Source organism: Solimonas marina, assembly GCF_012241385.1.
GTDB classification, from domain to species: Bacteria; Pseudomonadota; Gammaproteobacteria; order Nevskiales; family Nevskiaceae; genus Solimonas; species Solimonas marina.
In genome coordinates this window covers 203,492-218,583 of sequence record NZ_JAAVXB010000003.1, presented here as the reverse complement: position 1 = coordinate 218,583, position 15,092 = coordinate 203,492, and the positions used below count along the sequence as shown (strand labels likewise).

Here is a 15,092-nt window from a genome sequence, read left to right as displayed (position 1 = left end):
CCGGCTCAGGCGAAGACGTGGTGTTGCGGCTTGAAGCGGCTGGCCAGACGCCGATAGGTGAAGCTGAAGCCCGGGAACATGGCGACGACGTGGCCGCTCTTGCTCTGGTACCAGCTCTTGCAGCCGCCGGCCTTCCACACCGTGCGTTCCATCTCCGTGTGAATCATGCGCGTGTAGGCGTCTTCGGCCGCGGCGCTGACTTCGATCGACTGCTTGCCGGATTTTTCGAGGCGGCGGATCGCGTCGACGATGTAATTCATCTGTGACTCGATGACGAAGATCGCCGAGGTGTGGCCGATGCCGGTGTTCGGTCCGGTGACGACGAACAGGTTCGGGAAGCCCGGCACCGCAGTGCCGAGATAGGCGCGCGGATACTGCGCCCAGACCTGCGACAACGGCGTGCCGCCCTTGCCGATCACCGGATACGAAATCACGCCGTCGGTGGCGTCATAGCCGGTCGACCAGACGATCAGATCGAGATCGAGCTGCTCGCCCTGTGCAGTGACGATGCCGCGCTCGTTGATCGAGGCGATGCCGTCGTGGCGGTCGTGCAGCGTGACGTTGGACCGCGACAGCGCCGGATACAGCGTGCTCGACAAAATGATGCGCTTGCAGCCGATCGTGAAATCCGGCGTCAGCTTCTGGCGCAGCACCGGGTCCGGCACCTGTGCCTTGAGGTGCTTCAACGCGACGCGCTGTGCGACGACATTGAGCATGGTCTTGGAGTACTTGAAGCCGATCACGCGCGACTCCAGCGCCCAGTAGATCGACCAGCGCAGCAGCTTGTACAGCGGCCGCATGCCGAGCAGCGCCCGCTCGAAGCTCGAGAACTTGCGGTCCGGGCGCGGCAGCACCCAGTGCGGCGAGCGCTGGAAGACATGCAGCGAACCGACCTGGTCGGCGATTGCCGGAATCACCTGCGCGGCGCTGGCACCGCTGCCGACGATGGCAACCCGCTTGCCGCGGTAGTCGTAATCGTGATCCCAGGCATTGGTGTGGAAACTCTTGCCCTTGAAGGTGTCGCGGCCGGGGAAGTTCGGCACCACCGGCGTGCTCAGCGGTCCGGAGGCATTGATCAGGATCTGCGCCTCGTAGGTGCCGGCCGCGTCGGTGCCGATGATCCAGCGCTTGGCCGCCTCGTCCCACCGCACCTCGCGGACATTGGTGTTGATGTCGGTGCGCGCGCGCAGGCCGTGCTTGTCGATCACGCCATGGGTGTAGCGCTGCAGCTCGTCCTGTTCGGCAAACATCTGCGACCAGCGGTACGGCTCCGACGAGATCGAATACAGCGGCGACTGCACGTCGACCGCGGCGCCCGGATAGCGGTTCTGGCACCAGGTGCCGCCCATGAAATCGCGGCGTTCGAGGATGCGGAAATCGTCGATGCCCTGCTCCAGCAGGCGCAGCGCGGCGCACTGCCCGCCGAAACCGCTGCCGATGATGACGACCTTGTAGGCCTTCCGATCCATGCATTCCCCCGCCGCGGCGATGCGCCGCCAATGTGATGACAACTGACATCACTTTATTTCTGATGACGCTTGTCGTCAAATATGCGCATGGCTGCCCCCAAATCCGCCACCGCCGACACCGGCCGCACCTATGGCGGCGAGAGCGCCGCCGCCCGGCAGGAACGCCAGCGTCGCCAGTTCCTGGACGCCGGCCTGACGCTGTTCGGCACGGTCGGCTACCGGGCGACGACGGTGCGCATGCTGTGCAAGGAAGCGGGGCTGATCGACCGCTACTTCTACAAGAACTTCCAGGACACCGAAGACCTGCTGGCGGCGATCCACGGTGCGTCGATGGATCACATCGAGGCGCAGGTGCTGGCCGCGATCGCCGCGACGACGACGCGCACGCCCGACGCGATCGTCGCCGCCGGCCTCGACGCGTTCTTTGCCGCCGTCGAGGACGCGCGCATGACGCGGGTCTGCTGGCTGGAAGTGCTGGGCGTCAGTCCGCGCATCCAGACGCTGTACACACAGCGCATCCAGCGCTTCGCGCGGCTGCTGCTCGACGTCGCGCAACAACTGCAGCCGCGCTGGCCGCTGGACGACGAGGAAGCCGACATCACCACCATCGCCCTGGTCGGCGCGATCAGCCAGTCGGCCATGCACTGGCTGCTGACCGACTACCACGCCGCACGCGCGACACTGGTCTCGGCCAATGCGCGGCTGCTGCGCGGCCTGGTCGGCGCCCTCGGAGAAGAGAGCGCCGACCGCCGCTGAAGACGGCGCGACGACTCAGGCGGCGACGCCGAGCACCGACTTCACTTCGAGATACGCCTCCAGGCCGAAGCTGCCGTACTCACGGCCGATGCCGGACTGCTTGAAGCCGCCGAACGGCGCGCGCGGTTCGTGCGCCAGGGTGTTGATCAGCACCCGGCCGGCGTCGATCTGCGCGGCGACGCGCTGCGCGCGCTCGATGTCGGGCGAAATCACATAGGCCTGCAGGCCATAGCTCGTATCGTTGGCGATGGCGATCGCCTCCGCTTCATCGCGATAGCTCAGCAGCGACAGTACCGGCCCGAAGATTTCCTCGCGCGCAATCGTCATGTCGTTGCGCACCCGCGTAAAGATCGTCGGCCGCACGAACCAGCCGGCACTGAGGTGCGACGGCCGGCCCTCGCCGCCGGCCAGCAGCTGCGCGCCCTCCTCGATACCGCGGCGAATGTAGTGCTGCACGCGCTGCCACTGCCTGGCGCTGACCATCGGCCCGATCGTGCTCGCCGGGTCCTGCGGATCGCCAGCGACCGCCGCTTCCACCGCCGCCCTGGCCAGCGCTTCGGCTTCGGCGAGCCGGCGTTCCGGGACCAGAATGCGGGTGCCGGCAATGCAGGCCTGGCCGCTGTTGATGAAGCCGGCATCGATCGCCATCGGGATCGCCGTCTGCAGATCGGCGTCGTCGAGGATCAGCGTCGGCGACTTGCCGCCGAGTTCGAGCGTGATGCGCTTGAGCGCTTCCGCGCCGCTGCGCAGGATGCTCTTGCCGACCGCCGTCGATCCCGTGAACGAAATCTTCGCGACATCAGGATGCGCAACGATTTCGGCGCCCACCACGTCACCGCGGCCGGTGACGATGTTGAACGCCCCCGGCGGCAGGCCCGCTTCATGCAGTGCCTCGCTGACGATCTGCGTCTGCAGCGCACTCATCTCGCTGGGCTTGATCACCACCGTGCAACCGGCGGCGATCGCAACCGCGAGCTTGCCGCAGATGAAGCCGGCATCGCTGTTCCACGGCGTGATCGCGCCGACCACGCCAACCGGCTGCAACACGACCTGCGCGCTGCCGGCGCGGCGCGTGAACGCGTAGTCCTCCAGCACCTGCGCCGCTTCGAGAAACTGGCTGGCACCATGCCTGGCCATCCATACCGCGCGCGAAGCCGGCGCGCCGTATTCCTCGACGATCGCCGCCAGCAGATCGGCTTCGCGCGCCTGCATCGCGTCGTGCAGCCGCTGCAGCCATTCGATGCGCGTGCGCTTGTCGCTGCGCGAGACGGTGGCGAACGCGCGCCGCGCCACGGCGATCGCCCGCCGCGCATCGTCGGCGTCGGCCAGGCGCACCCGGCCGATGACCTGCTCGGTGGCGGGATTGTGCAGATCGAACCATTCGTTGCCGTGCGGGGTGACGAACTGTCCATCGATGTAAATCTGATCGACGCTTTTCATGGCGACTCCATCGCATGAGGTGACGGCCGCTACGGTATGGGCTTAGGATTGTTTCGATAAGTCGGATAAATCGAAATGCTTCATTGAACGAATCAGGACAATGCGCTCCGGCCTGACCGAACTCGACGCCATCGTCAGCGTCGCCCGACATCGCAGCTTCCGCACCGCCGCGACGTCGCTCGGCCTGTCGACCTCGGCGCTCAGCCACGCGGTCGCAGCGCTGGAGGCGCGCATCGGCGTGCGCCTGTTCCATCGCACCACGCGCAGCGTCACGCTGACCGCGGCTGGCGAGCAGTTCGTGCAGGAGATCGCGCCGGCCCTGGCGACCATCCGCGGCGCGATCGAACAGGCCGGCGACCAGCGCGACACCCCGCGCGGCGTGCTGCGCATCAACACCTCGCTCGGCGCCGCGCAGCAGGTCATGCAGCCCCTCGTTTTCGAATACCTGCGCCGCTATCCGGAGATGCAGGTCGACATCGTCACCGAGGGGCGGCTGATCGACATCGTGCTCGAAGGTTTCGACGCCGGCATCCGCCTCGCGGAAATGGTGCCGCAGGACATGATCGCCGTGCCGCTGGGTCCGTCGCAGCGTCTGGTCGTGGTCGGCTCGCCGGCCTACTTCGCCGAGCACGGCGTGCCGCGCACGCCCGTCGACCTGCTGCAGCGCCCCTGCATCCGCAGCCGCATGCCGGGCGGCGCGGTCTGGCGCTGGGAGTTCGAGCGGCGCGGCGAAACACAGCAGATCGACGTGAAGGGGCCACTGACGCTCGACGATGGCGCCTTGATGTTGCAGGCCGCGCGCAACGGTGTCGGCCTCGCCTACCTGAGCGAATGGAACGTCGCCCCCGATCTGGCGGCCGGTACGCTGCGGTGCGTGCTCGAAGACTGGACGCCGGCGTTTGACGGCCTGTGCCTGTACTACCCGGGACGCCGCCACGTGCCGGCCGGGCTGCGCGCGATGATCGAGCTGATCCGCGAACAGCGCACTGCCGCCGGCCGGCCGCCGCGACGCGCTCGAAAGTAGCGCGCACGGCGCGTCAGCGCGCCGCCTTCGGCGACACGCCGTGCCAGCGTTTGTGCGCCTGCGAGAAGCTCGACAGATCGGCAAAGCCGAGACGCTCGGCGATCGCGCCAAGGCTCAACTCGCGATCGCGCAGCAGCTCGCGCGCCAGCGCGCGGCGGCGGCTTTCCAGCAGCAGCCGGAACGACGTGCCTTCGTCGTGCAGGCGTCGTTTCAGGGTCCGCTCGCTGGTGTTCAGATGTCGCGCCATCGTCACCAGATCAGGCAGGCGCACGCCGGGAATCGCCAGATACTGACGGACGGTCTCGCTGGTCGACGCATGGCCTTGCCGGCGTCGCACCAGCTCCGCGCAGAACTGCTCGCAGGCGGCGGCGGTGATCGGGTTGGCGCCGGGCAGACGGCGTGCCAGGAATGCGGCATCGAAGCTGAGCTGACTGCGCGCCGCACCGTAAACCGGGGCGATGCCGAACACGCGCGTCGGCATCGCCAGTGTCGCGACCTTGCGCGTCGACGCCGGGACGCCGAGCTGCAGACTCTGCAGCGCGAAGTGCTCGCCGGCCAGTTCATGCAGCAGCGTCGCGGCCGCGACCATGTCGCGTTCGACGACCAGGCGTTTGAGCTCGTCGTCGAAGTCCGGCGGCTCGAAGTTCAGTAACACCCGATCGCCTTCGCGCTGTGACGAGATGTGCGTGAATGCGTAGGTCAGCGGCAGGTGGCGCAGCGCCAGCGCCAGCGCATCGGCGGCGGTCGCGCTGGCGATCAGGCCGTAGCCCCAGAAGCCGTAACAGGTGAAGCCGTAGCGCAGCCCCAGGCCCAGACCGAGGCGCGGCGGCGCGCCGGACAGGCGCAGCAGATTGGCGGTGACCTTCAGTTCCTTGAGCGCACTGATGTCGACGTTCGGATCGGTCAACTGCGCGCGCGAGATGCCGCTGCCGCGCAGCAGCGCCGCCGGCGACAGGCCGAGATCGCGGCCGAACGCGACGATGAGATCGACGCTGGCCGGACTGCGCTTGAAATCCCAGAACGCCATGCTCGTGATATTCAGGCCATGATTTGGCCTGAATCATAAAGTTTTTGTCCCCCGCCGTCATAGCCGGCGCGACGCGCCGACCGCACCATGGCCGTATTGAAAGAAGTGCGCCCGAACGCAGGCGCCACGAGGAGCAGCGGACATGCGCGAAACGTCCAGCAAGGTGCCGGCGACGGCACACGCGGCGGGAGTCTGATCATGGCGGATTCCGGCTTTCATCCGGGCGGCCATGCGCCGCTCAGCGTCGTCGTCATCGGCGCCGGCTTCTCCGGCATCGGCATGGGCGTGGCACTGCGCCGCGCCGGCATCGAGGACTTCGTCATCGTCGAGCGCGCGACCGACGTCGGCGGCGTCTGGCGCGACAATCACTACCCCGGCGCTGCCTGCGATGTGCCGTCGCATCTGTACTCGTTTTCGTTCGAGCCGAAGGCCGACTGGACGCATGTATTCGCGCGCCAGCCGGAGATCGCCGACTACCTGCGCCATTGCGCCGACAAATACGGCCTGCTGCCGCACATCCGCTTCGGCACCGCGGTGCGCGGCGCGCAGTACGACGAGGCGACGCAGCTGTGGACGGTCAGGCTCGCCGACGGCCATCAACTCGTCACGCGCCTGCTGGTCAGCGGCGTCGGCCAGCTCAGCCGCCCGGCCCTGCCGTCGATTCCCGGCATCGAGGATTTTCAGGGGCACAGCTTCCATTCGGCGGACTGGGATACGCGTTACGAACTGGCCGGCAAACGCGTCGCGGTGATCGGCACCGGCGCGTCGGCGATCCAGTTCGTGCCGGCGATCGCGCCGCAGGTCGCGTCGCTGACCGTCTTCCAGCGCTCGCCGGCGTGGATGATGAAACGGCCGGACCGGCCGTATCGTGCGATCGAGAAACGCGCGTTCGCCGAGATACCCGCGCTGGCCAAGCTGCACCGCCTCGGCATCTATTTGAAATACGAGTCGCGCGCGCTGGCGTTCACGCGCTTCAAGTCGCTGATGAAGCCGGCGGTGGCGTTGCCGTTTCACCGCCTGCTGCGCCGTCAGGTTCAGGACCCGGCGCTGCGCCGCAAGCTGACGCCGGACTACCCGATCGGCTGCAAACGCATCCTGCTCAGCAGCGACTATCTCGCAGCCATCGCGCGGCCGAACGTCGAACTCGTGATCGACGGCATCCGCCGCGTGACCGCGACCGGCGTCGAGGCCGTCGACGGCCGTCACCACCAGGTCGACGCCATCATCTACGGCACCGGCTTCGCCGCCACCGAATTCCTCGCGCCGATGACGATCACCGGCCGCGCCGGCGTCGATCTCAACGCCGCCTGGCGCGACGGCGCGGCGGCGTATCTGGGTATGGCCGTGCCGGGCTTTCCGAACTTCTTCATGCTCTACGGGCCGAACACCAACCTCGGCCACAACTCCATCGTCTACATGCTCGAAAGTCAGATCGCGCACGTGATGCGTTGCATCGCGCAGATGCGCGACAGCGGCGCGGCGACGGTCGAGGTCAAGCCGGAGCGCCACACGCGCTACAACGCGCGCGTGCAGCAGCGCCTCGGCGCCACGGTCTGGAACGGCTGCAAGAGCTGGTACGTCGACGCCAACGGCCACAACAGTACGAACTGGCCGGGCTTCACGTTCTCGTACCGCTGGATCACGGCGCATCGCAGCCTGCAGGCCTATCGCTTCGAGGCGCCCGACGCGGACGCGGCCGGGTATTCGACGCGCGTTCTGGCGCTGCAGGCGATGCGCGAGCGCGCCAGCGCGGCGTTACTGCGCGGCATTCTGCGCACCAGCTTCCGGCCACTGATCGGCCCGCCGTTTCCGGCGCCCATACAGCGCGCGTGGGTCGAGGCGCTGTCGACCACGATGCCGGGCAAAGCCGGCACGCACCGGCAACGCATTCGCATCGCCGATCGTCCTGTCGAGATCCTGCGCGCGCCGCGCGAGCGGCCGTCCACCGCCCTCCTCTACCTACACGGCGGCGCATTCTGTCTCGGCAGCCCGCGTACGCATCGCAGCATCTCCACGCATCTGGCGCACGCGTCCGGCATGGCGGTCTGGGTGCCGGACTACCGGCTGGCGCCCGAACATCCGTATCCGGCGGCGCTCGACGATGCGCTGGCCTGCTTCAACGCGATGCTGGTGCATGGCTACCGTCCGGAGCAGATCGCGATTGCCGGCGATTCGGCGGGCGGCGCGCTGGCGTTGGAACTGGCGCTGCGCCTGCGCGAGCTCGGCAAGACGCCAGCGGCGCTGGCGGTGATCTCGCCGGTCACCGATCCGTCGCTGTCCGGCGATACCGTACGCGACAACGCCGCCATCGATCCGATGCTGCGCCGCGGCTGGGTCGAGCAGGGCCTGCGCTGGTACGGCGGCGCCGACACGCCCCTGCTCGAACGCGACCTGAGTGGTCTGCCGCCGACGCTGATCCAGGTCGGCGAGCAGGAGATCCTGCTGTCGGACGCGACGCGTTTCGCACAGCGCGCGGTGGCGCAAGGCGTGGACCTGCGCCTCGAACGGCACGAAGCGCGCTGGCATGTCTTCCACCTGCAGTCGTTCTATCTGCAGACGGCGGTCGATGCCCTGCAGACCATGGCGGCGTTCTGCCGGGCGCAGACCGCGGCACCGGATGCGGTACCCGCCGCGCACCGTCGGCCGCAGGCCGCAACGCCATGAGGCGCTGCCGGCCGTGCGCTGGACGCGTTCCGCACACGGTGTCAGCCTGACCCCAACAAGCCCGTACGCCGACGAACGATCGGCGCCGCAAGCGAGGAGAAACGATGAACAGCACCAGCAAGCGCGACGGATACGACTACGACTATCTGGTCGTCGGCTCCGGCTTCGGCGGCAGCGTCTCGGCCTGCCGGCTGACCGAGAAAGGCTATTCGGTGGCCGTGGTCGAAATGGGCAAGCGCTGGCGGCCCGAGGACTTTCCAAAGAACAACTGGAACACGCGCCGCTGGATCTGGCGGCCGGGCCTGAAGCTGCAGGGCTTCTTCAACATCCGCGGTTTCCGCCACGCCATCATCATCTGCGGCAACGCCGTCGGCGGCGGTTCGATCACCTATGCCAATACGCTGCTGGTGCCGCCGGATCACATCTGGGATCAGGGCAGCTGGGCCGGTCTGTCGGACTGGAAGGGCGAGATGCCGGCGCACTACGCGCGCGCCGAGCAGATGCTCGGCGTCACCGAGAATCCGATCCTCGGCCCGGCCGATCAGATGCTGAAGAAAATGGGCGAAGCGGCCGGCGTCGGCCATACCTTCAAGCCGACCCGCGTCGCGGCGTTCTTCCCGCCCGAGGGCGAAGCCGGCGGCAAGCGCTATCCGGATCCGTACTTCGGCGGCGAAGGCCCGTCGCGCAGCACCTGCACGTCCTGCGGCGGCTGCATGACCGGCTGCAAGCACGACGCCAAGAACACGCTCGACAAGAACTATCTGTACTTCGCCGAAAAGCGCGGCGCCAAGGTCTACGAGCAAACCAAGGTCGTCGACGTGCGCCCGCTCAACGGCGTGCTCGACGGCAGCGACGGCTATCTGGTGACGATCGAATCGTCAACGTCGTGGCTGATGAAGCGTCGCCGCCACTTGCGCGTGCGCAATGTCGTGATGTCCGGTTCCTCGCTCGGCACCATGGAGCTGCTGTTCCGTCTCAAGCAGAGCGGCTCGTTGCCGAACGTGTCCGATCAGCTCGGCAACGGCGTGCGTACCAATGCCGAGTCCATCCTCGGCGTGCGCTTCCCCGGCAAGGACGTCGACATGTCGCGCGGCGTGGCGATCGGCTCGTCCATCCACCTCGACGAGCACACACACATCGAAGCGACACGCTACACGCGCGGCGCCGACGCGATGGGCCTGATGACGACGGCGCTGGTCGGCGGCAAGCCGGGCTGGACACGCATCTTCGTCTGGCTGTGGGCGGCGCTGATGCACCCGATCAGCTTCCTGCGCATGAGCAATCCGGTCGGCTTCGCGCGGCAAACGCTGATCTTCCTGGTCATGCAGACCGTCGAAGGTTCGCTGCGCATGCGCCTGAAGCGGCGCTGGTTCTGGCCGTTCGCCAGGCTGCTTTCAAGCGAAGGCGATGCGATCCCGACCTTCATTCCCGAAGCCAACGCCTTCACCGAGAAAGTCGCCAAACAATTCGGCGGCGCACCGATGACGACGATCACCGAGATTCTGTTCAACGTGCCGTTCACCGCGCACTGCATGGGCGGCTGCGCGATCGGCGCCGACGCCGGCAGCGGCGTCATCGATACGCAGAATCGTGTCTTCAACTACCGCAATCTGTACGTCGTCGACGGCTCGATGATCGGCTCCAATCTCGGCGTCAATCCGAGCCTGACGATCACCGCCCTGGCCGAGCGCGCGATGTCGTTCATCCCGGAGAAGCAGGCCCGCGTCGAAACGCCGCAGCGCGAGGCGGCGCTGGCGGCTTAGCGGGCGGCCGTGCGCGGCGCACGGGTTCATCCCGCGCTCGATACGACCGTGCGAGCCTGAGCGGCATCCGGAACGACTGCGACGGGGCGCCGCTGGCGCCACTCCTGAGGACGCTCATGTGTTGTGCGTGTCGTCCCTGCAGGAGCGGCGCAAGCCGCGATCCACGAGCGCACCGCACGCACGGCGTCGCGGCTTGCGCCGCTCCTACAAAGGCGTAGGGAGGTCGGTTTGATGCTGGAGGTTGCGGCTCGCCGGGCGGACAGCCCGCCCGAGCCGGCAGATTCCCGCCCCCTGTGGGAGCGACGCAAGCCGCGACCTGCAAACGTTCGGTGTAACAACGCCTCGCCTTCCGGCGCCCACCTCCCCCAGCCACCCCCTTCGCGTGCGGGCGGGGCGAAAGCCTCGCCCTGCACCCGCCCAACAAGACAGTTGCTCCTGCAGGAGATCCCCGGCGCCCTACTCCGGCTCGCCGTCGACCAGCGCCTCCACCTTCACCGCATCCTCGGCCGTCGCCGGCGTGAAGACGATCATCGTCAGACCGTCGGCGCCCTCGACAGCGAACGCGGCGGTCTCGAACGTCACCGCCCCGACTTCCGGATGCAGGAAGCGCTTGCGGCCGGTGCCGTGGTGGCGGACGTCATTCTCGGCCCACAGACGGCGAAAATCTTCGCTGGCGGCGAGCAGCTCCGCGATCAGCGCATCGGCTTCGGGGCTGCCGCCGGCGCGCGCGACGTCGACGCGGAACACGCCGATCGCGAAGCGCACATTGTCTTCCCAGTCCGGCAGTCGATCGCGGTGCGTGGCGTCGAGCACCAGACGCCGCAGCGTGTTGCGCTCGTTCGGCATGACCTTGCCGTAGTCGGTCAGCACCGCCGTGGCCGCGCGATTCCAGGCGACGACATCCCAGGCCGGCGTCTTCACCAGCGCCGGACTCAGCGGCATCGCATCGAGCACGTGCTGCAGCGCCGACGGCACGCTGGCGGCGCGCGCCGGCGTCAGCGGCGGCGGCCGCTGCTGGGCCAGCAGAAACAGCATCTCGCGGCCGGCGGCGTCGAGTTCGAGCGCGCGCGCCAGGCGTTCGAGCACCTCCTCGGACGGCGCGCCGCCGCGCCCCTGTTCGAGCCAGGTGTACCAGGTCACGCTGACCGCGGCGCGTGCCGCCACTTCCTCGCGGCGCAAACCGGGCGTGCGGCGCCGGCCGCGTGCCGCCGCCTCCGGTTGCAGGCGTGCGCGTCGGTCACGCAGGAAACTGCCGAGCGACACCGCTGGTTCGGGCACCACCGGCGGCAGCGAGGCCAAGGTGTTAGTCGTCATACCGGTAAACGCTCCCGGCTTTTTCACGGATTCGCCGCCAAGAATACTGCGCCTGCCCCCCGAATCTGGAATTCGATATGCAAGTCTTCGTCACAGGCGCTTCCGGCTGGGTCGGCCAGAAGGTGGTCGCCGAACTGCTCGACCACGGACATACGGTACTGGGCCTGGCACGTAACGACGCTGCGGCCGACAAGATCGCGCGCGCCGGCGCCCGCGTCCATCGCGGCGAACTGACCGATCCCGCCAGCCTGCGCCGCGGCGCCGCGCAGGCCGACGGTGTCATCCATTGCGCCTTTATTCACGATTTCACGAGGTTCGCCGAGAACTGCGAGATCGAGCGCCGCGCGCTCGAGGCGATCGGCGACGAACTGAGCGGGTCGTCGCGGCCGCTGCTGGTGACGTCCGGCACCGGGCTGCTGAGCTCGCCGACGGGCGTCGTCGACGAGCGCAGCCGCGCTCTCGGCCCGAACCCGCGCATCGCCACCGAGCAGTTGGTCGACACGCTCGCCGAACGCGGCCTGCACACCTCGGCGATCCGCCTGCCGCCGACCACGCACGGCGCCGGCGGCGATCACGGTTTCACCCCGCGTTTGATCGCGCTCGCGCGCGCCACCGGCGTCGCCGCATACATCGGTGGCGGCGACAACGTCTGGGCGGCCGTGCATCGCGTCGACGCCGCCAAGGTCTATCGACTGGCGCTGGAGAAAAGCGCCGTCGGCGCGCGCTACCACGCCGTCGCCGAAAGCGGCATCGCGATGCGCGAACTGGCTGCCGCGATCGGCCGCGGACTCGGCGTGCCGGTCATGAGCAAGGCGCCGGGCGCCGAGGCCGCGGCGCATTTCGGCGGCTTTACGGCCTTCGCGTCGATGGGCTGCCGGACGTCGAGCCAGTGGACGCGCGAACAGCTCGGCTGGCAACCGGACCGGCCGACGCTGATCGACGACCTCGAGCACGCCGACTACTTCGCCACCTGAGGTGGCGCCCGGGCCGGCCGCTACGGCTCGTAGCGGCTGATCTCGAGTCCGGTGCCGACCGGCAGCAACACACTGCTGATGTCGGGCTTGGCGCGCACTGCGCGCCCGTAGCGCTTCACGTCCTCGTTTCCGGGCCGGATCATGTTGTCGGCGACCAGGATCGCTCCGGCGTTCAGCTTCGGATAGAACGCCTCCAGACACGGCACATAAAGGTCCTTCCACAGGTCGACGAGCACGAAGTCGATGCCATGCGGCAGCGCGCTGATCATCTGTACGGCGTCGCCGACGCGAAAGTCGACGACGTCGGCCAATCCGGCCTTGATCGACATCTCGCGCGCATACGTCGACTTGTAGTCATGCAGTTCCATCGTGATCAGCCGGCCGCCGCTGGCCCGCGCCGCTTCGGCCAGCCAGATGCCGGAGTAGCCGAACGAAGTGCCGAGTTCGAGGATGATCGGCGCCGGCAGGCTGCGTGCGAGAATATTGAGCAGCTGTCCGGTCTGCGGGCCGACGGCACGCATGCGCATGTCCCGTTGACCGGACGGTACCTCGCGCGGCATGTCGCGCTCTCTTTGCATGCGCGCGTGATATTCATCGAGTACAGCGGTGATCCTGGCGTCCATGGTCTGGCCCTCGTCTGTGGGGGAACGATTCAGACCGGCGATCGCCGCCACGGTTCGTGGCGCAGCGCTTGAAAAGCGCGGGGCCGGCCTTAGATGAGAAACACCGGGACGCCGAAGTCTGGGTTCCGGCCACTTGAAACTTCGCTCATTGGAGGTTGTTTAGATATGAATACGCTCACCTTTGCACCGCTGTTCCGTTCGTCCGTCGGCTTCGATCGCTTCAGCGATCTGTTCGAGTCTGCGCTGCGCAGCGAAAGCGGCAGCTCCTACCCCCCGTACAACGTCGAGAAGCGTGGTGACGACGACTATCGCATCGTCGTTGCGGCCGCCGGCTTCGCCGAAGGCGATCTCGATATCCAGGTCGAGAAGGACGTACTGACGATCAGCAGCGGCCGTCGCGAAGCGACCGGCGACAGCGTGCAGTATCTGCATCAGGGCATTGCCCAGCGCGCGTTCAAGCTCTCGTTCCGCCTCGCCGACCACATCGAGGTGCGCGGCGCGTCGTTGAAGAACGGCCTGCTCAACGTCGACCTCGTGCGTCGCGTCCCGGAGGCGGCCAAGCCGCGCCGCATCAGCATCGGCACCGAACTGCCGACGCAGGCGGCGGCCAACGCCGCGGTGACGACCGAGACCGCGCAGACCGCGGCGTAAGCCTCGATCGCGGCACCGCTGCCCGGAGGGCGCCCATTGCGGCGCCCTCTGTCGTTGCACTCAGCGTGCGCGCAGCGCCGCCGGCATCCCGGAAATTCGCGGATGCGCGCGCGTGCCGAACAGCAAGGCCACGAATGCCGCGAAGCTCGCCGCGCACAACAGCGCCACGAACCACAGCGGCGGCGGCGCCAGCCAGTCGACGACCGGCGTCAGCGGGTTGTACAGGCCGAAGCCGCGCTCGGCAATCCAGCCGCAGGCGCAGACCGCCGAGAATGCCGCACCGATGGGGCGGACCACTTGATAGACGGGCCGCACACTCATCCACAACAACAGCGGCAACGTCGCTGCGATCACCAGCAGTTGCATCGCTTCGATGCCGAGGTTGAAGCCGAGCAGGCTCAGCACCACCGTCGTCGGATCGAAGTTCAGGCCCGATAACACTTCGGCAAAGGCCAGCCCATGGACGAGACCGAAGCCACTGGCGATGAAAATTTCGCGACCGGCAAACAAAGGCCGCCAGGCATGCAGCGCTGACACGAGGATCGACACCGCGATCAGCAGCTCGACCAGGCGCGTCGGCGGCGCGACGATGCCGAACGCCGCCAGCGCCAGCGTGCACGAATGCCCGATCGTGAAGCCGCTGACGACGCCGATGATCGCGCGCACACTATGGGCAATGCCTTTGCGCTCGCGCCAGCGCCGCTCACGTGCCACCAACGGCGCCGGCAACAGCAGTGCCAGCAGGAACAGCAGGTGATCGGTCCCGGTGGCGATGTGCTGCATGCCGAGACCGAAGATGTGCCGAAAGCCCTGCCACCAGCCGCCGGCCGAGCCGTCGACCGTGACATGCGTATTGCCGAACGCGGCGACCCCGAGCAATTGCGGCGCGTCACCGATCAGGCCGTTGCGCAGATCGCGCCGCACATAAATCATCGCGCGATGCGACAGCACCTGCTCGATGATGAGCTTGTAGTCGAGCGCGAAGCGTTCGGTCGACGCCCCGGGCGGCGCAACAAAGCGCGCGTGCACCACCAGCCAGTCGTTGCTGATCCAGTTGGCGTTATCGGTGTGCTCGAGATCGAGCGCCGTGACGTGCAGCACGTATGCGCGGCCGTCACGGCTGTGCATTGCGATCCGCCCGGCCACGTAGCGCCTGATGCGCTCGCCATCCTGCGATATCACCTGCCGAGGCTCGGTGGGCAACGACCGGCGCAGCGCATGACCGAGTTCGCTGAGCTGAAGTCGAATCTCGACATCGACCGCCGAGCGGCCGATGTCGAGCATGACGATGCTCGGCGGCACGTCGTGCGCGTCGGCATGGCCGGGAAAGGCGATCACGAGGATCGCCACAGCCACGGCCTGCAGACGACGCCACAGCGACGACATC

General features: G+C 67.8%; 12 protein-coding genes. 6 read left to right on the top strand and 6 right to left on the bottom strand.

Features of this window, described 5'->3' with window-relative positions; genetic code table 11:
* Positions 1 to 5 precede the first annotated feature (5 nt).
* Positions 6 to 1,469, bottom strand: a complete 1,464-nt coding sequence (locus tag G7Y82_RS07250) for a flavin-containing monooxygenase (protein ID WP_168147360.1) — start codon at positions 1,467 to 1,469, stop codon at positions 6 to 8.
* Positions 1,470 to 1,556: 87 nt separating this feature from the next.
* Here G7Y82_RS07250 and G7Y82_RS07245 point away from each other — a divergent pair, with 87 nt between their 5' ends.
* Positions 1,557 to 2,225 (top strand): TetR/AcrR family transcriptional regulator, encoded by a 669-nt coding sequence (locus G7Y82_RS07245; protein WP_206370442.1) that lies wholly within the window; start codon positions 1,557 to 1,559, stop codon positions 2,223 to 2,225.
* A gap of 15 nt (positions 2,226 to 2,240) precedes the next feature.
* On the opposite strand, the gene G7Y82_RS07240 is transcribed toward G7Y82_RS07245, so the two are convergent.
* Complete coding sequence (locus G7Y82_RS07240) at positions 2,241 to 3,665, bottom strand: aldehyde dehydrogenase family protein (RefSeq protein WP_168147358.1); 1,425 nt, start codon at positions 3,663 to 3,665, stop codon at positions 2,241 to 2,243.
* 100 nt (positions 3,666 to 3,765) lie between these two features.
* Between G7Y82_RS07240 and G7Y82_RS07235 the strand changes: the two genes are divergently transcribed.
* The gene (locus G7Y82_RS07235) at positions 3,766 to 4,689 is read left to right on the top strand and encodes a LysR family transcriptional regulator (RefSeq protein ID WP_168147357.1); all 924 of its coding nucleotides are present in this window, start codon (positions 3,766 to 3,768) and stop codon (positions 4,687 to 4,689) included.
* Between the two features lie 13 nt (positions 4,690 to 4,702).
* Here G7Y82_RS07235 and G7Y82_RS07230 read toward each other — a convergent pair whose 3' ends face one another.
* Complete coding sequence (locus G7Y82_RS07230) at positions 4,703 to 5,716, bottom strand: AraC family transcriptional regulator (protein WP_168147356.1); 1,014 nt, start codon at positions 5,714 to 5,716, stop codon at positions 4,703 to 4,705.
* Positions 5,717 to 5,914: 198 nt separating this feature from the next.
* Here G7Y82_RS07230 and G7Y82_RS07225 point away from each other — a divergent pair, with 198 nt between their 5' ends.
* Entirely contained in the window at positions 5,915 to 8,380 is a 2,466-nt protein-coding gene (locus G7Y82_RS07225) for a flavin-containing monooxygenase (protein ID WP_168147355.1), read from the top strand.
* Positions 8,381 to 8,484: 104 nt separating this feature from the next.
* On the top strand, positions 8,485 to 10,143 hold the full coding sequence (choxAB, locus tag G7Y82_RS07220; RefSeq protein WP_168147354.1) for a cholesterol oxidase: 1,659 nt from the start codon (positions 8,485 to 8,487) through the stop codon (positions 10,141 to 10,143).
* A 456-nt stretch (positions 10,144 to 10,599) separates the two neighbouring features.
* Here choxAB and G7Y82_RS07215 read toward each other — a convergent pair whose 3' ends face one another.
* A complete protein-coding gene (locus G7Y82_RS07215; protein ID WP_168147353.1) occupies positions 10,600 to 11,457 on the bottom strand; it encodes a helix-turn-helix transcriptional regulator in 858 nt (285 codons plus the stop codon).
* A 77-nt stretch (positions 11,458 to 11,534) separates the two neighbouring features.
* Here G7Y82_RS07215 and G7Y82_RS07210 point away from each other — a divergent pair, with 77 nt between their 5' ends.
* The gene (locus G7Y82_RS07210; RefSeq protein WP_168147352.1) at positions 11,535 to 12,431 is read left to right on the top strand and encodes an SDR family oxidoreductase; all 897 of its coding nucleotides are present in this window, start codon (positions 11,535 to 11,537) and stop codon (positions 12,429 to 12,431) included.
* Positions 12,432 to 12,451: 20 nt separating this feature from the next.
* Here G7Y82_RS07210 and G7Y82_RS07205 read toward each other — a convergent pair whose 3' ends face one another.
* The gene (locus G7Y82_RS07205; protein ID WP_168147351.1) at positions 12,452 to 13,054 is read right to left on the bottom strand and encodes an O-methyltransferase; all 603 of its coding nucleotides are present in this window, start codon (positions 13,052 to 13,054) and stop codon (positions 12,452 to 12,454) included.
* A 165-nt stretch (positions 13,055 to 13,219) separates the two neighbouring features.
* Here G7Y82_RS07205 and G7Y82_RS07200 point away from each other — a divergent pair, with 165 nt between their 5' ends.
* Positions 13,220 to 13,705, top strand: a complete 486-nt coding sequence (locus G7Y82_RS07200) for an Hsp20 family protein (protein ID WP_168147350.1) — start codon at positions 13,220 to 13,222, stop codon at positions 13,703 to 13,705.
* Positions 13,706 to 13,765: 60 nt separating this feature from the next.
* Here G7Y82_RS07200 and G7Y82_RS07195 read toward each other — a convergent pair whose 3' ends face one another.
* Positions 13,766 to 15,091, bottom strand: coding sequence for a HupE/UreJ family protein (locus G7Y82_RS07195; protein ID WP_168147349.1), 1,326 nt, complete (start codon positions 15,089 to 15,091; stop codon positions 13,766 to 13,768).
* Between the last annotated feature and the right edge of the window lies 1 nt (position 15,092).